Source organism: Collinsella sp. LCP19S3_C9 (assembly GCF_052121575.1).
Classification (GTDB): domain Bacteria; phylum Actinomycetota; class Coriobacteriia; order Coriobacteriales; family Coriobacteriaceae; genus Collinsella.
The window spans coordinates 139,828-158,886 of the sequence record NZ_JBQKDZ010000003.1; the positions used below are offsets into that span (position 1 = coordinate 139,828).

16 protein-coding genes and 1 tRNA gene are annotated in these 19,059 nt (G+C 61.6%); 11 read left to right on the plus strand and 6 right to left on the minus strand.

Annotated elements, in window-relative coordinates; all coding sequences use genetic code 11:
* Positions 1 to 39: 39 nt before the first annotated feature.
* The 6 genes from ACTQXI_RS02610 to ACTQXI_RS02635 form a co-directional block, all read right to left on the minus strand.
* A complete protein-coding gene (locus tag ACTQXI_RS02610) occupies positions 40 to 1,071 on the minus strand; it encodes a rod shape-determining protein (protein ID WP_006236061.1) in 1,032 nt (343 codons plus the stop codon).
* 127 nt (positions 1,072 to 1,198) lie between these two features.
* Entirely contained in the window at positions 1,199 to 2,503 is a 1,305-nt protein-coding gene (locus ACTQXI_RS02615; protein ID WP_441548266.1) for a tetratricopeptide repeat protein, read from the minus strand.
* Positions 2,504 to 2,515: 12 nt separating this feature from the next.
* Entirely contained in the window at positions 2,516 to 3,058 is a 543-nt protein-coding gene (locus tag ACTQXI_RS02620; RefSeq protein WP_154516178.1) for a peptidylprolyl isomerase, read from the minus strand.
* A gap of 105 nt (positions 3,059 to 3,163) precedes the next feature.
* Positions 3,164 to 4,318 (minus strand): zinc ribbon domain-containing protein, encoded by a 1,155-nt coding sequence (locus tag ACTQXI_RS02625; RefSeq protein WP_154516175.1) that lies wholly within the window; start codon positions 4,316 to 4,318, stop codon positions 3,164 to 3,166.
* A gap of 215 nt (positions 4,319 to 4,533) precedes the next feature.
* Positions 4,534 to 7,251, minus strand: a complete 2,718-nt coding sequence (locus tag ACTQXI_RS02630) for an HAD-IC family P-type ATPase (RefSeq protein ID WP_441548267.1) — start codon at positions 7,249 to 7,251, stop codon at positions 4,534 to 4,536.
* 76 nt (positions 7,252 to 7,327) lie between these two features.
* Positions 7,328 to 7,404: transfer RNA gene (locus ACTQXI_RS02635), tRNA-Arg, on the minus strand.
* Positions 7,405 to 7,607: 203 nt separating this feature from the next.
* On the opposite strand from ACTQXI_RS02635, the gene aroF reads away from it, so the two are divergent.
* From aroF to glf, 11 genes are all read left to right on the plus strand, one after another.
* On the plus strand, positions 7,608 to 8,630 hold the full coding sequence (aroF, locus tag ACTQXI_RS02640; protein WP_427794404.1) for a 3-deoxy-7-phosphoheptulonate synthase: 1,023 nt from the start codon (positions 7,608 to 7,610) through the stop codon (positions 8,628 to 8,630).
* Between the two features lie 3 nt (positions 8,631 to 8,633).
* Positions 8,634 to 9,548: a prephenate dehydrogenase gene (locus tag ACTQXI_RS02645; protein WP_441548268.1), complete on the plus strand. Its 915-nt coding sequence runs from the start codon at positions 8,634 to 8,636 to the stop codon at positions 9,546 to 9,548.
* 36 nt (positions 9,549 to 9,584) lie between these two features.
* Positions 9,585 to 10,691, plus strand: a complete 1,107-nt coding sequence (gene aroB, locus ACTQXI_RS02650) for a 3-dehydroquinate synthase (protein WP_441548269.1) — start codon at positions 9,585 to 9,587, stop codon at positions 10,689 to 10,691.
* Positions 10,685 to 12,004, plus strand: a complete 1,320-nt coding sequence (gene aroA / locus ACTQXI_RS02655; protein ID WP_441067804.1) for a 3-phosphoshikimate 1-carboxyvinyltransferase — start codon at positions 10,685 to 10,687, stop codon at positions 12,002 to 12,004. The genes aroB and aroA overlap by 7 nt, the downstream gene beginning before the upstream one ends.
* Position 12,005: 1 nt before the next feature.
* The gene (gene aroC / locus ACTQXI_RS02660) at positions 12,006 to 13,103 is read left to right on the plus strand and encodes a chorismate synthase (protein WP_441548270.1); all 1,098 of its coding nucleotides are present in this window, start codon (positions 12,006 to 12,008) and stop codon (positions 13,101 to 13,103) included.
* A gap of 169 nt (positions 13,104 to 13,272) precedes the next feature.
* Entirely contained in the window at positions 13,273 to 14,418 is a 1,146-nt protein-coding gene (gene pheA / locus ACTQXI_RS02665) for a prephenate dehydratase (RefSeq protein WP_441548271.1), read from the plus strand.
* The gene (locus ACTQXI_RS02670; RefSeq protein ID WP_441548272.1) at positions 14,419 to 15,657 is read left to right on the plus strand and encodes a shikimate kinase; all 1,239 of its coding nucleotides are present in this window, start codon (positions 14,419 to 14,421) and stop codon (positions 15,655 to 15,657) included.
* Between the two features lie 100 nt (positions 15,658 to 15,757).
* Positions 15,758 to 16,195, plus strand: a complete 438-nt coding sequence (gene aroQ, locus ACTQXI_RS02675; RefSeq protein ID WP_441548273.1) for a type II 3-dehydroquinate dehydratase — start codon at positions 15,758 to 15,760, stop codon at positions 16,193 to 16,195.
* A gap of 129 nt (positions 16,196 to 16,324) precedes the next feature.
* Positions 16,325 to 16,774, plus strand: a complete 450-nt coding sequence (locus ACTQXI_RS02680; RefSeq protein WP_427748113.1) for a DUF4869 domain-containing protein — start codon at positions 16,325 to 16,327, stop codon at positions 16,772 to 16,774.
* Positions 16,774 to 17,775, plus strand: coding sequence for a hypothetical protein (locus ACTQXI_RS02685; RefSeq protein ID WP_441548274.1), 1,002 nt, complete (start codon positions 16,774 to 16,776; stop codon positions 17,773 to 17,775). Before ACTQXI_RS02680 ends, ACTQXI_RS02685 begins: the two co-directional genes overlap by 1 nt.
* Before the next feature lie 152 nt (positions 17,776 to 17,927).
* Complete coding sequence (glf, locus tag ACTQXI_RS02690; protein WP_441548275.1) at positions 17,928 to 19,052, plus strand: UDP-galactopyranose mutase; 1,125 nt, start codon at positions 17,928 to 17,930, stop codon at positions 19,050 to 19,052.
* Positions 19,053 to 19,059: the final 7 nt, after the last annotated feature.

A 19,059-nucleotide genomic window follows, 5' to 3' on the forward strand; every position in this document is an offset into this window, starting at 1 on the left:
ACCCGAAGATCGTGCCAAATGGAATCCACCTTTTGGAAATTAAGCATTGGTCTGGACGAAACCGCCGTCAAACGCGTTGGCCTCGAGCACGCGGGCGCAACCGTTTACGACGTTGTCGAGCGCCGTGGGGCTCACGTTGACCGAAACGCCTGTCTCGTCGCGCAAGCGGACGTCGAGGCCGCGCAGCAGCGCACCGCCGCCGGTCAACAGAATGCCGTAGTACATAAGATCCGAGGCAAGATCGGGCGGCGTGGCGTCGAGTGCGTCCTTGACGGCCTTGGCCATCTCGTCGAGCGGCTTATTGAGCGCACGACGAATCTCCTCGCTCTCGATGCGCACGGTCTTGGGCAGGCCCGTGATCACGTCGCGGCCATTGACCTCGACGTCGAGCTCGTCCTTGAGCGGCACGGCAGAGCCGACCTTAATCTTAATGTCCTCGGCCGTGCGCTCGCCGATGGCCAAATTGTAGGCATCGCGAACATGCGTGAGGATAGCCTGATCGAACTCGTCGCCGGCAATGCGGATGGACTGCGACACGACGATACCGCCCATGGCGATAACGGCGACCTCGGTGGTGCCGCCGCCGATGTCAATGACCATGGAGCCGGTCGGCTCCTCGACAGGCAAGTCAGCGCCGATAGCCGCGGCCATGGGCTCCTCGATCAGATAGGCCTGGCGGGCACCTGCCTGAATCGTAGCCTCGAACACGGCGCGCTTCTCGACCGACGTGACACCAGAGGGAACGCATACGACAACGCGCGGACGAGGGGTCCACGGATAGCGCTTCTCGGAAGCCTTATCAATGAAGTAGCGAAGCATGGCCTCGGTGACATCGAAGTCGGCGATGACGCCATCCTTAAGAGGACGCACGGCCACAATGTTGCCGGGCGTACGGCCAAGCATACGCTTGGCCTCGATACCGACTGCAAGAATGCGCTCGTCGTTTTTGTCGATGGCGACGACGGAAGGCTCGCGAATGACGATGCCCTTGCCGCGCACAGAGACAAGCGTATTGGCGGTGCCGAGGTCGATGGCTAGATCGCCCGCATAGCTACCGAAGAACATGTCCATCAAAGAAAACAACGCAACTCCTGATGTGTTGGATGATTGCTGGAAAACTACTAGCCCATCATACTAGCGCAAGCCCGGCACCTCACTTGCGGTGAAGCACCGGGCAGCGCCAAATCTCATAAGGTCACTACTGGTTGTCAGCGGCCGAGAAATCGATGTCGAGCGAAGATACCGCCCAGCCGATATGGTTGTCGGAGCGCACGAATTTGACGGTATATTCCTGCTCGCCGCCCTTGGACAGGGAAGCCTTCACCTTCGCGGTGGTCTCGGTCATGGACTGATCCATGCCCTCGATGGAGACGGTGGCACCCTGCGGGATCGAGGAGATAATCATCGCCTTGGCGTCCTCGGACAGGCTGGAGGCCAGGCAGGACTCGGCCTTGGCGGTATCACCGTCGCCGGCAGCCTGGAACAGATCGTTGATGACGGACTCCTGCGAGGGGATACCCATGCCGCGCGTGTAGGCAAAGCCCAAACCGCCCGCGGCAAGAACAATCAGCAGAAGCAAAACCAGGAAGACCTTGAGGCCCGTATGGCGATGGCGACGACGGACCTTGGCCTGCTTGCGGTCCCGACGATCCTGCTGGACCATCTCGGACTCGGACAGCGTAAAGAAGCCCGTGTCGGAGGGATCGGGCATAAACTGGCCAGTGGCACCCGTGGGATCGAGCGAATCGACAGCAGTCGTATCCATGGCGGGCGCCGGGGCCGTGGCCATGGCGGTCTGGGCCGAAAGCGCGGCAAGTGAATCGTGCACGCGGGCAAGCTCATCGGCCTGCTCGGGTGTGAGCTGATAGATGCCGTCGGCGGTGGCGGCATTAAAGGCATCGAGCGCCTCGGAAGGACGACCCGCGGCGGAAAGCGCCTCGCCCATACCCGCGTTAAGCGCACGCGTGTCATCGCGCGGACCGGCAAAGTCGATAGCGGTGCGATAGGTCTCCACGGCGTCCGCCGGTCGGCCAAGTTTGATGAAGCAGCGGCCGAGTTCGCCAAGGGCGGCCGCGGGGGCTGGATTGGCGCCATCGATGGCGGCCTGGCGGAAGGCAGTGCCTGCATTGGCGAAATCGCCCGACTGGAACAGCGCGTTGCCAAGACCCAGATAGGCCTTAAACGGCGTGGCGTAGGAAGCATCCTGCGTTGCGGCGGAGAACGCCTGGGCTGCGGTCACATAGTCACCCACGGCAGCGAGCGCCTTGCCGCGGTTGGTGAGCAGCGCGCCGCGCTTTCCATAGGTGCCGTCGTTGAGGGCGGCCGCGTACGCCTCGGCAGCCTCGGCGTACATACCCAGGTGCATCAGAGCGTTGCCACGCAGATGGTCGGCCTCGCCCATGATCTCGCTGGGGGTCTTTGCCGCACCGAGCATCTGAGCGGCTGCAGAAAAGTCGCCCGCACGATAAGCGGCTCGACCCTGTTGAATCAGCTGGCTATTCAAGGAAGTCCCCTTTTACTCGTGAACGATCTCGACATGGACGATCTCGTCGCCGGCACGCAGCTGCGAAATCACGTCGAGGCCCTCGACCGTGGTGCCAAAGACGGTGTAACCGGAATCCAGATTGTGCTGGGCTCCCAGGCAGAAGTAGAACTGGGAGCCCGCGGAATCGGGATCCATAGAACGCGCCATGGCAAGCGCACCGTCCACATGGCTGTTGCGCGGGTTGGTGGCAAACTCTCCCTTGATGCAGTAGCCGGGGCCACCGGTGCCGGGCATACCGTCGGGGCCCTCAAGGCCAGCGGCGACGTCAGCGCCGGACATATCGCGGGTATTGGGGTCGCCGCCCTGGATTACAAAGCCGGGCACATAGCGGTGAAACTTAAGGCCGTCATAAAAGCCCATGGTGGAAAGCTCGCAGAAGTTCGCCACATGGATGGGAGCGCCCTCGCCGTCAAATTTGACCTTGATCGTACCCTTCGACGTCTCGATGATCGCACACTCGTCACCAGCGAGCTGGTACTCGGGCGTATAAAGCTCTTTCTTAAAACCAAACATGCGGTTCCTTCCTCGTGCGTTTAAAGCATATTTGTACGAATTGTAGCAATAAGCACGGGCTTCCATCAATTGCGCACGCAGGTTATGCCGTCGGAGGGCAACAAATTACGAACGCGGCTGCGGCTTCCAGGCGCTCACATTGGCATCGTACTGGTTAAGGGCGCTGTTGCCGCCCTGTGCGATGGGCGCCAAGATTTCACTCTGGCGGGCGCTCAGCGACTCGCCATCGGGAATGGACAGCGAGATATCCCAGCTCTGGCAGATCATGTCGACGCGCTCGTACATCCACTCGGCAAGCTGCTTGAGGTGCTCGATATCCTCCGCGTAGACGGTATCATCTTGCACCTTAAGGTTGTTGAGCTCGTCTTGGGTCTTTTTGATCTGGTCGCGCAGGGCATAAGCGCTCTGCGACAGCTCCTGACGCGTGGAGAGCGGCGTGCGCAGGTACCCGCTGTTAAACGAGTCGACAACCTCGCCGATCTGATCATCGTCGCCATACGACACGATCGTCCGATACAGACCGTCGAGCTTGGTATAGAGCTGGTCGTCGGAAAGGACGGTCTCCTCCTGGACCACCTCGGCGGTATCGTCGGACTTAGTCTCTTCCTCGGTAGCCTCGCCCTTCTGGCGCGAGGGGAACGTCGTCTTGGCGGCCTGGCCAAACTGGTCGTAAAAGCCCGGCATAACGCCCATGGGGTCCGACGTCACAAACCAATAGGCACTGCCGCACACGGCAGCGAGCAACGCGATGACGATGAGCGGCTTGGGAATACGGCGCTTGTGCTTGTGGTAGGCATCCTCGTCCGGATGCACCTTGCGCTTGGGTTTTTGATTTTTGGACTGAGCGTCGTCACGAAGGGACACCGGCAGCGGGATATCGACCTTGGGAATGCCAAAATCCCTGTCGAAAGCCGGCAGCACGCAGGTCTCATTGGGATCGGCGGCATCGGAAAGTACCGCGGCGGCAGAGGCCGGCGCATGGGGCACCTCGGTATCGATCTGCTCCTGCGTCAGGCGGGGAAAACCAGCCGTGCGCCCAGCAGCCAGGTCGGATGCGGCCGCATCCTCGGAGAGAATGCCCGGGGCAGGGCGCCCGCACTTGGAACAGGTACGGTCATGCGGCGACAGACGGGCACCGCAGCCTTCGCAGAACACAAACTCGGTGTGCTCGGGGCCATCGCCCGGGCCAACATAGGTATTGCAATAGGGGCAGAACGAGGAGCCGTCCTCTATGGTCTTGAGACAATGCGGGCAAATCACGGCATCCTCTTTTCGGAATCATTCGAACCATCGAGGTTAGAGCATAACATCGCTACGCCCCTAAAGGCACAGGGCACCAATTCAACATCGCAGGGTAGCTAATTTGGGACGGGGCTTTTTTAGCTGCCCTGGCCGCCAATCGGCCAAATAGATCGCGCCATCAGCCGGGTAGCTAAAAAAGCCCCGTCCCAAATTAGCTACCCTGTGAGGTGCGGTTACTTCTTCTTTTTGCTCGGCATCGAGACCTTAATGCCCTGGGCGGACTTGGTCACACGCGAGCGCTTGACGCCCGCGCCCTTCTTTTTCTTGGGCTGGGTCTTTTCCACGCCCTCGAGCGCGCGGGCTTCGGCCTCACGTGTCGTACGCTCCTCGCGGCGCTGCGCCATGTCGGCGGCGACGCGCTTGGCAAAACGCTCGGCCGTCGAGCCCGTCGAGCTCACCTTGCCGCCACCGCGGCCCAAGCGAACGCGCACGCCGCGGCCAAAGCCAGTGGCGGCATGGCGGCGACGCGGCTTAAGCGAATCCATCATCGTGGCGAGTTTAAAGAACACGCCGCAAGTAAAGACCACAATCACCAGAAGGATAATTGCCTCGCCCATCGACAAGTTGGCGATAGACAGCAGCTCGGGGAATCCGATAACGCCCACCAAGATGCCGACGACGACAAATACAAAGAGCATCACGCGCAAGGGTGTGAGCGGCTGCGAGATACGCCAGATCAGGCTCACGCTTGCCGCGCACGACGTGAGAAGGCACATCGTCGACAGCGTGAGCTGGCTAAAGCCAAACACGCGCGCCACAAAGATGTCGAGCGCCGCGGCCAAAATGACTGCAACCGACGCCGGCAGCGCACGCTTGAGCACGTTGGTCAAGAACGACCCCTTCACGCGGGCATTGTTGGGCTCAAGGCCCAGCACAAAGCCCGGCGCGCCGATGCAGAAGAAGTTAATGAGCGTCATCTGGATAGGCTCAAAGGGATACGGCGGCAGCGCGATGCACAGCGCCGCCAGGCCCATCGAGAACAGCGTCTTGGTCAGGAACAGCGAGGCCGAACGCTGCAGGTTGTTGATGGAGCGACGGCCCTCGGCCACCACGGCGGGCATCGAGGCAAAGTCGTTATCGACCAGCACGATCTCGGCCACGTTGCGTGCGGCGTCGGAACCGGCGGCCATGGCCACGGAGCAGTCCGCCTCTTTGAGTGCCAGCACATCGTTGACGCCGTCGCCCGTCATGGCAACGGTATGGCCACGACGCTTGAGCGCCTGCACGAGCTCGCGCTTCTGCTGCGGGGTCACGCGGCCAAAGACGTGATAGCGGTCCACCGCCGCATCAATCTTGGACGGCGTATCGAGCGTCGTGGCGTCCACATAAGCGTCCGCCCCCGGCACGCCCACCACGCGTGCGATCGACGACACCGTGCGCGGGTCGTCGCCACTGATCACGTTAAGGGTCACACCCTGCTCGTTAAAGTAGCCGATGGTCTCGGCGGCCGAAGTGCGAATCTCATCGCGAATGGTCACAAAGCCCACGGGCTCGGCCTCGCCCACCATATCGCCATCGGGCGTAAAGCCGTCCACACGGGCCACCACGAGCACGCGGCAGGTATCGGCAAGCTCGGCCACACGATTTTCGACCTGCGCAAAGATACGCTCCGAAAGCACAAATTGCGCCGCGCCCATCACATAGGAGCCCTGCGCAAACGAGGCGCCGCTCCACTTTTTGGAGGACGAAAACGGAATGACCGACAGCGGCTCGGACACCTCGACCGGGCGGTCGGCGTAGTAGTTGAGCAGCGCCTGGCAGGTCTCATTGGCATCAGCCGAGGTCGCGCGCGCGACATTGGCAAGCGCAAAATCGAGCACGGTAGTATCGACGGGGACAGGTGCGTCGTCCGGGGCCAAGCCCACACCCTCAACGGGCAACGGATAAGTGCCCTCGACCTCCATGCGACCCGACGTGATGGTGCCCGTCTTGTCCAGACACAGCACGTCGACGCGCGCGAGCGTCTCGATGCAGTAGAGCTGCTGCGCGAGTACCTTGCGGCGCGCCAGGCGCACCGTCGCGATGGCAAGCACCGATGAGGTCAGCAGCACCAGGCCCTGCGGAATCATGCCCAAAAGAGCGCCCACCGTGGACAGCAGCGCCGACGAAGGCACGCGACCGGCCAGCAGCTCGGAAAAGCACCACGAAAGCGCGCTATCGCCCGGGGTACCGGCGGCGTCCCACAACCCACTCACACTCGAGGCGAACAGAGCCAGACCAAGCGGAATCATGATGACGCTTGCAAAACGCACGATGGCGTTGAGCGCGTTCATGATCTCGGAATTGACCTTTTTGACGTACTTGGCCTCGTTGTTGATCTTGGCCACATAGTTATCCGCACCAACATGGACCACACGGGCACGCAACAGGCCCGAGTCGATAAAGCTGCCGCTCATGAGCTCGGAACCAGGTTGCTTCTTAATAAGGTCGCTCTCACCCGTCAGCAGACTTTCGTTAACGAGCGCCTCGCCCGATACCACCACGGCGTCGGCAGGTATCTGGTCCCCGCGCCCCAGACGAATGATGTCGTCGAGCACGATCTGGTCCAAGTCGAGCTCCACCTCGGCACCATCGCGCACCGCGATGGCCTTCTTAGAGGTCAGCAGTGTGAGCTTATCGACCATCTTCTTGGAGCGCATGGACTGGATAACGCCAATGGCGGTATTGAGGAACACCACGAACAGGAACGTCAGGTTCTTAAACGATCCGGTCATAATGACCAAAATCGCTAAAACCACGTTGATCAGATTGAACAGCGTGCAGAGATTTTCGATGATAAGCTCACGAACCGATTTGGTCTTGAGCTCCATGTTGCGGTTGATCTTGCCGGCGGCAATGCGCTCCTCGACCTCGGCGGTCGAAAGTCCGCGCTCGATATCCGTCGTTGCCATACCACGTCCTATCACGTCGCGTCGGTATAAGAAAAACCGCCCGGACCATGCGAGGTTCGGACGGTCTTACGTTCGATGGTGCCCCATGTTGGATTCGAACCAACGGCCTTCTGCTCCGGAGGCAGACGCTCTAATCCCCTGAGCTAATAGGGCCAACGGTTGGCATTATACCCAAGTGCGCCATGAGCTAACAACATAACAGAAAAAGCTTTGCAATTACGTGGGAGACGAAGCGCAACGGCTCACTTTAGGACGCAAAAGTGAAATAATTAGTATAAACTCTCATGCACCATATGATACGGCTCGCACTGCGGGCCGTTTTTGCAAGGGTTATCCATCGAGGTGAGAGGCACACCATGATTGCAATTTTAAAGCAGAGCGCAAGCGATGAGGCCATCGGCCACATCGTCAGCTGGATTGAGAAGAAGGGTCTCAAAACCGACGTATCGCGCGGCGAGAACGAGACCATCATCGGCCTGGTGGGCGATACGACCAAGATCGACCCGTTCCTGCTCGAGTCCATGGACGTCGTCGAGCGTGTGCAGCGCGTCTCCGAGCCGTTCAAGCGTGCCAACCGCAAGTTCCACCCCGAGGACTCCGTCATCGACTGCGGCCACGGCATCAAGATCGGCGGCGACCAGTTCCAGGTCATCGCCGGACCCTGCTCCGTCGAGGGCGAAAACCTCATTCGCATCGCCCGTCGCGTAAAGGCCGCCGGCGCCACCATGCTGCGAGGCGGTGCCTACAAGCCCCGCACCTCCCCTTACGCCTACCAGGGCATGGGCCCCGCCGGCCTGGACCTGCTATGCGAGGCCTCGGCCGAGCTCGACATGCCGATCGTCACCGAGATCATGGACCCGCGCGACGTGCAGGTCTTCTTGGATAAGAAGATTGACGTCATGCAGATCGGCGCCCGCAACGCCCAGAACTTCCCCCTGCTCAAGGAGGTCGGCAAGACCCAGACCCCGATTCTGCTCAAGCGCGGCATGTCCGGCACGATCGACGAGCTGCTCATGGCTGCCGAGTACATCATGAGCGAGGGCAACGACAACGTCATCCTGTGCGAGCGCGGCATTCGCACCTTCGAGACCCGCACCCGTAACACCTTCGACCTCAACGCCGTGCCGGTGCTGCACCACCTGTCGCACCTGCCCGTCGTGGCCGACCCCAGCCATGCGACCGGCTACACCCGCTACGTTGAACCCATGGCGCTCGCCGCGACCGCCTGCGGCGCCAACGGTCTGGAGATCGAGGTCCACGACGAGCCCAGCCGCGCGTGGTCCGACGGCGCCCAGGCCCTCACCCCCGACCAGTTCGACGACACCATGCGCCGCATCCGCGCCATCCGCGAGGTCGTCTGCCAAGAGACCATGGAGTAGCCCATGGGTACGGTGAGAAACGCGCGCGTTAACCAGGGCGGCCCCAAATGCGCCGGCATTGTGGGCCTGGGTCTGATCGGCGGCAGCTTTGCCCGCGGCTATGCGCAGGCGGGCGTCCGCGTGCTGGCCTGGGACCCCGACGATGACGTCATGACGGCCGCCAGCATGGGCACCGTCGCCGGCGAGCTCAACGACGAGACGCTCGGCGAGTGCGACATCATCGTGCTGGCCTGTTACCCCGAGGCCTGCATCGAGTGGCTCGAGACGCACGCCCAAGCACTCGCCGACGCCACCGATACCGAGGCCATCATGGGGCCCGTGGTGATTGACACCGTGGGCGTGAAGGGCATCGTGTGCGAGCGTGCCTTCGAACTCGCCCGCGAGTACGGGTTTTACTTTGTGGGCGCGCACCCCATGGCGGGCACCCAGTACTCGGGCTACGCTCACTCCCGTGCCGACCTGTTCCAGGGCGCGCCACTCGTGCTCGTGCCGCCCGCGGTGGACGATGCGCTCAAGCTGGAGCTTTTAGGCCAGGTGCGCGAGATGGTGCGCCCCTTAGGGTTTGGCAAGTTCAGCGTGACCACCGCCGCCGAGCACGACCGCGTGATCGCCTTTACGAGCCAGCTCGCGCACGTCGTCTCAAACGCCTACGTCAAAAGCCCGACTGCCCAGGTTCACCACGGTTTTTCGGCCGGTAGCTACCGCGACCTTACCCGCGTGGCGCACCTCAACCCCCAGATGTGGTCCGAGCTCATGATCGACGACGCCGATGCGCTCGCCTTCGAGATCGATCATCTGATCGAGTCGCTTGGCGCCTACAGCCGTGCGCTCAAGGACCGCGACCAGCGTTATCTTGAGAATCTCCTTGCCGAGGGCGACCGCATTAAGCGCGCGCTCGACGACGAGGCCGCCCACTAGACCACCTATCACGCCAGGTCGAAAGGACCAAAGCTTATGGCGATTACCATCGATATCGACACCGCACGCCCCTACCAGGTGCACGTCGGCACATTTTTGCTGGAGCAGGCGGGCCCGCTCGTTCGCGCCACCGCCGGCGGATCGCGCGCCGTCATTGTGACAGACACCAACGTGGGTCCGCTCTACCAGATGCCCGTTAAGCAGAGCCTAGAGGCTGCGGGCTATACGGTGAGTGTCTGCACCTTCGAGGCCGGCGAGGCCCACAAGCGCGCCGAGACCTACATTGCCATCTTGGAGTTTGTGGCCGAGCACGAGCTTTCCCGCTCCGACGTGATCGTGGCACTCGGCGGCGGCGTTGTAGGCGACGTGGCTGGCTTTGTGGCCGCCACCTACATGCGCGGCTGTAAATTTGTGCAGATCCCCACGAGCCTGCTCGCCATGGTTGATTCGTCGGTGGGCGGCAAGACGGCCATCGACCTAGCTGCCGGCAAAAACCTGGCCGGCGCCTTTTGGCAGCCGAGTGTTGTTATTGCCGACGTGGGGTGTCTCGCCACCCTCACGCCCGAGCAGTTCGCCGACGGCTGCGGAGAGGTCGTCAAACACGCCGTGATCGCCGACCCGGAGCTCTTCGCCGAGCTTGAGAAAACCCCGCTCACGCTGGAGCTCCTCAACCGGGACGTGGCCCGCGTGGCGCTCATCATCGCCCGCAATATCGACATCAAGCGCGCCGTGGTTGTCGCAGATGAGCGCGAGACCAACCAGCGCAAGCTCCTCAACTTTGGACACAGCGCCGGACACGCTGTCGAGGCCTGCGAGCACTTTGAGCTGGGACATGGCAACTGCGTGTCGATCGGCATGGGCATCATCACGCGCGCCGCAGCGCTTCATGGCATTTGCGATGCCGCGCTGCCCGCACGTATTGAGGAGCTCTGCGCCCGCCACGGCCTTAAGACCCACTGCGAGCTTTCCGCCGACGCCGTCTTTGCCGAGGCGCTGCACGACAAAAAACGAGCCGGTGACACCATCGACCTGGTAATTCCGCACGACATTGGCCGCTGCAGCATCGACCGCACGCCGCTTTCCACCTTCCATGATTTAATTGCCGAGGGCCTCGGCCAGAAGGGAGACGTCTCCGCATGCTAGCCCGCATCACTCCGTCCCCACTCAAGGGCACCGTCCCCGCTATCGCATCCAAGTCGATGGCGCACCGCCTGATCATCTGCGCCGCCCTTGCCAACGGAGAGACGCATGTGACCTGCAACACCACCTGCGCCGATATCGAGGCCACGGTGCGCTGCCTCACGGCGCTCGGCGCCCGCATCGAGACCGTCGAGGATGGCTTCCAAGTCCATCCCACTATGAAGAGTGTTGAGTTCGGCCTGCTCAAGGCACTTGCCGGCGGCACGCTCGACTGCGGCGAGAGCGGCTCCACCCTCCGCTTTATGCTGCCCGTGGCCTGCGCGCTGGGGGCAGAGGCCACGTTTGTGGGCCAGGGCCGCCTGGGCGCACGTCCCCTCTCCCCGCTCTCCGACGAAATCATTGCCGCCGGCTGCGACCTGCAGGGCCTGGGCGGCTTTCCGCTCAAGACGAGCGGCCGCATGCGCCCGGGCACATTTATCCTGCCGGGCAACGTGAGCTCGCAGTACATTTCCGGCTTGCTGCTGGCGGCCCCGCTGCTGGCCCAGCCCTCCTGCGTGCAGGTGACCGGCCTTATCGAGAGCCGCCCCTATATCAACCTGACCATCCAGGCCATGAAGGCGTTTGGCGTCGAGGTCAACGTCGAGCGCATCCCCGCCAAGAATGGCAAGCCCGAGGTCACAAACTTCCGCGTGAGCAGCGGCTCGTACCGCACGCCCGGCAGCGTGGCTGTCGAGGGCGACTGGTCCAACGCCGCCTTTTGGCTGTGTGCCGGCGCCATCGGCTCCGACCCCATCACTGTGGAAGGCGTATCACTGAGCTCCGCGCAGGGCGACCGCAACGTGCTCGCCGCGCTTTCGCGCTTTGGTGCCCGCATCGTGCGCTCCACCAACGCCGCCACCGTGCAGTCCGACAAGCTCGCCGGCTTTGAGATGAGCGCCCACGACATTCCCGACCTGGTGCCCGTTATCTCGGCCGTGGCATCGCTGGCACAAGGCCGCACGTTCATCCGCGATTGTGCCCGCCTGCGTATCAAGGAATCCGACCGTCTTGCCACTACCACCCGCGAGCTCACCGCGCTGGGCGCACAGGTGCGCATTGCCGGCGACGACCTCATCATCAAGGGTGTCGATGCTTTTACCGGCGGCGAGGTCGATTCGCACAACGACCATCGTATCGCCATGATGGCCGCTATCGCCGCGAGCCGTGCTACCGGCGAAGTTGTGATCCACGGCGCCGAGGCCGTCAATAAGTCCTATCCCGATTTCTTTGACCACTACCGCCTGCTGGGCGGCAAGGTCACGCTCGAGGAGGAATAGCATGTCCTCGACCTTTGGCAACGTTTTGCACTTAAGCATCTTCGGCCAGTCGCACTCCCCCGCCATCGGCTGCTCGCTCGACGGCATCCCGGCTGGTATTGCCGTTGACCAGGAGCAGCTACAGGCGTTTTTGGATCGTCGCGCCCCCGGTCGCGACGAGACCGCGACCAAGCGCCGCGAGGCCGACGCCGCGCACATCATTGCCGGTGTGGTCGATGGGCACACCACCGGCGCGCCTATAGCCGCGATCATTGAGAACACCAACACGCGCTCCAAGGACTACTCCGAGCTGCGCCGTAAGCCACGTCCCGGGCACGCAGATTTTCCGGCGCGCGTGAAGTACCACAACATGCACGACGTCGCCGGCGGCGGGCATTTCTCCGGCCGCTTAACGGCCCCCTTGTGCATCGCCGGCGGCATTGCGCTGCAGGCGCTCGAGGCCCGCGGCATCAAGGTGATGGCGCACGTCGCGCAGATCGGCGGCATCTCCGACCTGCCCATGGACGACATGGTCTATCGCGAGGCCGACCGCAAGGCGATCCTTACGAACGACCTGCCCTGCATTGACGCTGCTGCTGCCGGTCGCATGCGCGAGGAGATTCTCGCCGCACGCGACGAGCTTGATAGCATCGGTGGCATCGTGGAGTGCGGCATCTACGGCCTTCCCGCGGGCATCGGCGACCCCATGTTCGACGGCATCGAGAACCGTATCGCGCACATCGCCTTTGGCATTCCCGCCGTAAAGGGCGTGGAGTTTGGCATGGGCTTTGCCGTGGCCGCCATGCGCGGCAGCGAGAACAACGATCCGTATCGCGTTGATGCCGAGACCGGCGAGATTGCGGTCGAGTCCAACAACGCCGGCGGCATCCTGGGCGGCATCTCCACCGGCGCACCCGTCATGTGGCGGATGGCCGTAAAGCCGACGCCCTCCATCGGTCGCGAGCAGCAGACCGTGGACATGGACGCCATGGAAAATGCGGAGCTCTCGGTCCACGGCCGCCACGACCCCTGCATCGTCCCGCGCGCCGTCCCCGTAGCCGAAGCAGCCGCGGCGCTCGCCATCTGGGACGCCCTCCTCGAGGACGCCGCCCAGCTTTAGCCCACCCACCCCGAGGGTAGTTAATTTGGGACGGGGCTTTTTTAGCTACCCCCATATGCCAGTGAGTATTTGCCCCGGCACCCATCGATTCGCCACCAGTCAAAGGGTAGCTAAAAAAGCCCCGTCCCAAATTAGCTACCCCAGGCAACGATTCACGAAAGGGGTCTCCATGGACCTTGCCGATATTCGCCAGGCCATCGATGGCATCGACACCGCCTTGCTCAACAGCTTTGTCGAGCGCATGGATATTGCCACCGAGGTCGCCAAGTCAAAAATCGAGATGGGCAAGGCCGTCTTTGACCCCGCCCGCGAGCGCTCCAAACTCAACAACCTCGCCAGCCGAGCACCCGAGCGCTACGAAGCTCAAACCATCACCCTGTTCCGCCTTCTCATGAGCATGAGCAAGGCCGAGCAGCAGCGCTACATCAACGAGCTCAAGGGCATCACCGTGTCGCAAAAGGCCCATGCCACGGCAGCAGCCTTCGATACGCCCTTTCCCCAGACGGCCAGCGTTGCCTGCCAGGGCGTGGAAGGCGCCTACAGCCAAATCGCCGCATGCAAGCTCTTCGACGTACCCGATATCGCGTTCTTTGAGACCTTTGAGGGCGTTATGCGCGCCGTACGCGACGGCTTCTGCGAGTTTGGCGTGCTGCCCATCGAAAACTCAACCGCCGGCTCGGTCAACGCCGTCTACGATCTTCTCGCACAGTTCGACTTCCATATCGTGCGTTCGCTGCGCCTCAAGATCGATCACAACCTGCTCGTCAAACCCGGCACCAAGCTCGCCGACGTGCGCGAGGTCTACAGCCATGGCCAGGCCATCGCCCAGTGCGCCGGCTTTATCGAGGCCCACGGCCTGCATGCCACCAAGTACCCCAACACCGCCATGTCGGCCGAGATGGTCGCCAACTCCGAGCGCACCGATGTCGCCGCCATCGCCTCGCGCAGCTGTGCCGCGCTCTACGGTCTGGAGGTGCTGGAGCCCAACATCCAGGACTCGGACAACAACTACACGCGCTTTGTCGTCATCAGCCGTGAGCCGCGCGTCTATCCCGGCGCCAACCGCACTTCGCTCATGATCACCACGGCCAACGAACCGGGTGCCCTCTACCGCGTGCTCGAGCGCTTCTACGCGCTCAACATCAACCTCATCAAGCTTGAGAGCCGCCCCATCCCCGGGCACGACTTTGAGTTTATGTTCTACTTTGACCTGGACTGCCCCTTTGGCAGCAAGGCCCTCGACGACCTGCTCGATTCCATCGATGACGTGTGCGAGAGCTTTACCTACTTTGGCAGCTACACGGAGGTGCTTTAGATGACCGATACCGCCGCAACCCGCCCCTACGGCGTTCTGGGCCGCGTGCTGGGCCACAGCTACACCCCGACCATCTACAAAGAGCTCGCGGGCCTGGAGTACGTGCGTTTTGAACGCGAGCCCGAGGAGCTTGAGGCCTTTATGACGGGCGACGAATGGGAAGGTACCAACGTGACCATCCCTTACAAGCGCGCCGTCATGGAATACCTGGACGAGCTGAGTCCCCTGGCCAAGCGCATGGGTAACGTCAACACCATCACGCGCCTACCCGACGGCCGCCTGCGCGGCGACAACACCGACTACTTTGGCTTCCAATGCCTGGTCGAGGAGCTGGGCGTTGAGGTTGCCGGAAAGAAGGCCCTCGTGCTCGGCGCCACCGGTGGTGCCGGCACCACGGCCAGCATGGTGCTCGGTGACCTGGGCGCCGTCGTTGTACCTGTCGGCCGCACGAGTGAAGTCAACTACGACAACATCGCACAGCAGTCCGACGCGACGCTGCTCGTCAACTGCACGCCTGCTGGCATGTTTCCCCACTGCCCCGACGCGCCTTGCACGCTCGAAGGACTTGACGCACTCGAAGGCGTCATCGACATTGTCTACAATCCCGCCCGCACGGGACTCATGCTCGAGGCCGAGCGCCGCGGCATCCCCTGCATCGGCGGCCTGCTCATGCTCGTGGCCCAAGCGGCACAGGCTGTTGAGCGCTACACCGGTCAGATTACACCGCGCGAGCGCATCCTGGACGTAACGGAGCGCTTGTCTCGCCGCGAGCAGAACATCGCGCTCATCGGCATGCCGGGTTCGGGCAAGACCCGCGTAGGCGAGCAGATCGCCCAGCTCACGGGCCGCGAGCACATCGACCTCGATCGCGCCCTCGAGGAGCGTTTGGGCATGTCCTGCGCCGACTTTATCGTCGAGCGCGGCGAGGCAGCCTTCCGCGAGCAGGAGACGGCGGCGCTGGCCGACATCTCCAAGCGCAGCGGCCTGGTGCTCTCCACCGGCGGCGGCGTGGTCACGCGCGACGAGAACTACCCGCTGCTGCATCAGAACAGCCAGATTGTGATGCTCAACCGCAAGCTCGACGAACTGGCCCACAAGGGCCGCCCCATCACTGCGCGCGACGGCATCGACAAGCTGGCCGAGCAGCGCATGCCGCGTTACCGCGCCTGGGCCGACTACATCATCGACTCACGCGACTGCGCCACCAACACCGCACGCGCCCTCCTCGACACCCTCTAAAACCTGCCAAAAAGGGACAGGTTTATTTTGGCAGGTTTTATCTGGGCAAACGTCGCAGACAGCAAGCCCCGCCACCAACCAGACCACAAAGGAAGCAACCATGAAAGCACTCGTCATTAACGGCCCCAACCTCAACATGCTCGGCATTCGCGAGCCGGGCATCTACGGCAGCGACAACTACGACCGCCTGGTCCAGATCTGCCAGGAGGCAGGCGCCGCGCAGGGCTTTGACGAGGTCGAGGTCTTCCAGTCCAACCACGAGGGCAGCATCGTCGACAAGATCCAAGAGGCCTACGGCAAGGTCGACGGCATCGTCATCAACCCGGCTGCTTACACGCACACGAGCGTGGCGATTCTCGACGCCCTCAAAGCCGTCGCCATCCCCGCCGTTGAGGTCCACATTAGCGCCGTCGAGACCCGCGAAGACTTCCGCCAGGTGAGCTATGCGCGCCTGGCTTGCTTCGCCACCATCACCGGCGAGGGTCTGCAGGGCTATGCTCACGCGCTGGAGCTGCTGAGGGAGCATCTCGAAGAGTAGCGTCGCGAGCAAATCCATCAACACGACTACGCGCTAATAAAGCCAGCGCCGGCAGTAGCGACCTCGCTGCTGCCGGCATTTTATTACTGGCATATAATCGTTGCAGTCACACTACGTCTGGAGACCCACATGCTGAGCATTCACCTGGGGGATTACCCCGGTTCCATCTACGATACCGAAACCTATTTTAGGAACTCATACTTGGACTCATGGTTCGAAGACCCCATGGCCGCACAGATTATTAAACGCGTGGACGGATCAGAGCTCATCGGTCCCCACAACATCGTAAGCAAGCAGCTGGGCTCAATCACTCCACTCGAACTGTCCGGCGGCGTTAAGACGCTGCTGCTGGTGCGCAATCTCCCAAATATGGTGTTTAACGCATCCACCTGCGGAGACAACTGTGCCCGCTGGCTACTCAAGATCGGCAAAGAACAGGATGTGCTGGTGACCCTTTACCACATCATGAAATTCCCCTGGAAGAACTTTGAAATCCGCATTGAAAACGATGGCCGCATCGTCAGGAACATGCAGGAGTTTGTCGGTGCCACGAATGACTTTTTGGATGTTGATGAGTAATGAGGGGAACGCACACCGTTGTCGTAGAGCGTGCAAAGGTCAAATACACGCTCACGTTTAAACGAAATATTTCCTTCATACGCGGCAACAGCGGCACGGGCAAAACGACGCTCATCTCGATGATTCGCGACTACAACGACCGAGGACCGGAAAGCGGCGTTGCACTCAGCTGCGACGTACCTTGCGAAACGCTTTCTGGCAGACGCTGGGAGCGCGAGCTGTCGATCATCGAAGATTCAATCGTCTTTCTAGATGAGGGTAACGAGTTTATCTACTCAAAGGACTTCGCCAAAGCCGTCAACGGCTCGTCCAACTATTTTGTTCTGATATCTCGTCGCGACGCCAACGAGCTCCCCTACAGCGTCGACGAGATCCTAAAACTGGTCAACACCACAAGCAAAACGATCAATGGCCGCAAGAGCGACAAGCGTTTTTACTCGGTGACCAAACCGCTTTATACTCACGCGGGAAACATGCTGTATCAGGACCTTAACGTAGGTTTCGACAATCCCGATGCCGTAATTGTCGAGGATAGCAAGTCTGGTTATCAATTCTACAGCGCCCTTTGCAACCGACTGGGAATCCCCTGCTACACCGCTACCGGCGTAGCAAACCTAAAACGAACGATTCACGAATGCCCCGAGCAAAACGTTCTTGCCATTGGAGACGGCGCAGCGTTTGGTCCCTACATCGAAAAGGTGCTCGGACAGCGCGTTTACAAGAACGTTCGCCTGTTCCTCCCGGAATCATTTGAGTGGACGCTTCTGCAATCCGGTCTCATCCCCAACAACGACATTCCAATAATCCTCAAGGATCCTTCGAGCTATATCGAAAGCCGCGACTACCTAAGCTGGGAGCGGTTCTTCACCGATGTGCTGGTCAAATACTCGGCAGACACTCGCTATGCCTACAAAAAGGCGAAGCTCAATGAGCAATACCTGAAGCCGCAGGCGATGAATGCAGTCGGGAGCGTCTTACCCGAGTGCCTAAGGGCAGAATAGCGAGTCCTAACGTCATTTGGAAACCAGGCTACGCCCATGCGTTGGAGCTGCTGAAAGAGCATCTGCTACACTAATCCATGGGACAAATTAATCAGGTTTGTTTGTCCCAAAACTAGAGCAACTGTTCAATTGACATACAAAGGAGCATATCCATGTCCCAGTACGATTACCTCGTCGTCGGTGCCGGCCTTTCGGGCGCGGTCTTTGCCAATGCCGCCAAGCGTGCCGGCAAGTCGGTCCTGGTCATCGACCGCCGCGACCACATCGCCGGCAACATCTACACCGAGGACGTCGAGGGCATCCAGGTCCACCGCTACGGCGCGCATATCTTCCACACCTCCATGAAGGACGTCTGGGACTACGTCAACCGCTTCGCCGAGTTCAACAATTACGTCAACTCGCCGGTCGCCAACTTCCACGGCAACATATACAACATGCCCTTCAACATGAACACCTTCGCCAAGATGTGGCCGGGCGTCGTCACGCCGGCCGATGCCAAGGCCAAGATCGCCGAGCAGGTGGCCGCCGAGAACATCGGCGAGCCGCAGAACCTCGAGGAGCAGGCGCTATCGCTCGTAGGCCGCGACATCTTCGAGACGCTCGTGAAGGGTTACACCGAGAAGCAGTGGGGCCGTGATTGCCGCGACCTGCCCGCGAGCATCATCAAACGCCTCCCCTGCCGCTTTACCTACGACAACAACTACTTCAACGACCGCTACCAGGGCATCCCCATGGGCGGCTATACCAAGATGGTCGCCAACATGCTCGAGGGAATCGAGGTCCGCTGCGGCGTGGAGTACAAAGAGCTGATCGCCGCCGAGCCCGATATCGCCGCCAAGACGATCTACTGCGGCCCCATCGACGCGTTCTACGACTTTAAGCTGGGCACGCTCGAGTACCGCAGCCTGCGCTTTGAGACCGAGACGCTCGACGAGCAGGACCACCAGGGCGTGGCCGTGGTCAACTACACCGAGCGCGAGATCCCCTACACCCGCATCATCGAGCACAAGCACTTCGAGTTCGGCACGCAGGACAAGACCGTCATCACGCGCGAGTACCCTGCCGACTGGAAGCCCGGCGACGAGCCCTACTACCCCATCAACGACGCCAAGAACGAGGCCCTCTACAAGCAGTACGAGGAGCTGGCGGCGCAGGAGGGCGACGTGATCTTCGCCGGTCGCCTGGGCGGCTACAAGTACTACGACATGGACAAGGCCATCGCCGCCGCCTTCGAGCTCGTGCGCAACGAGCTTGGCGTGGAGCCCACGGAGGCGTAAACAAGGC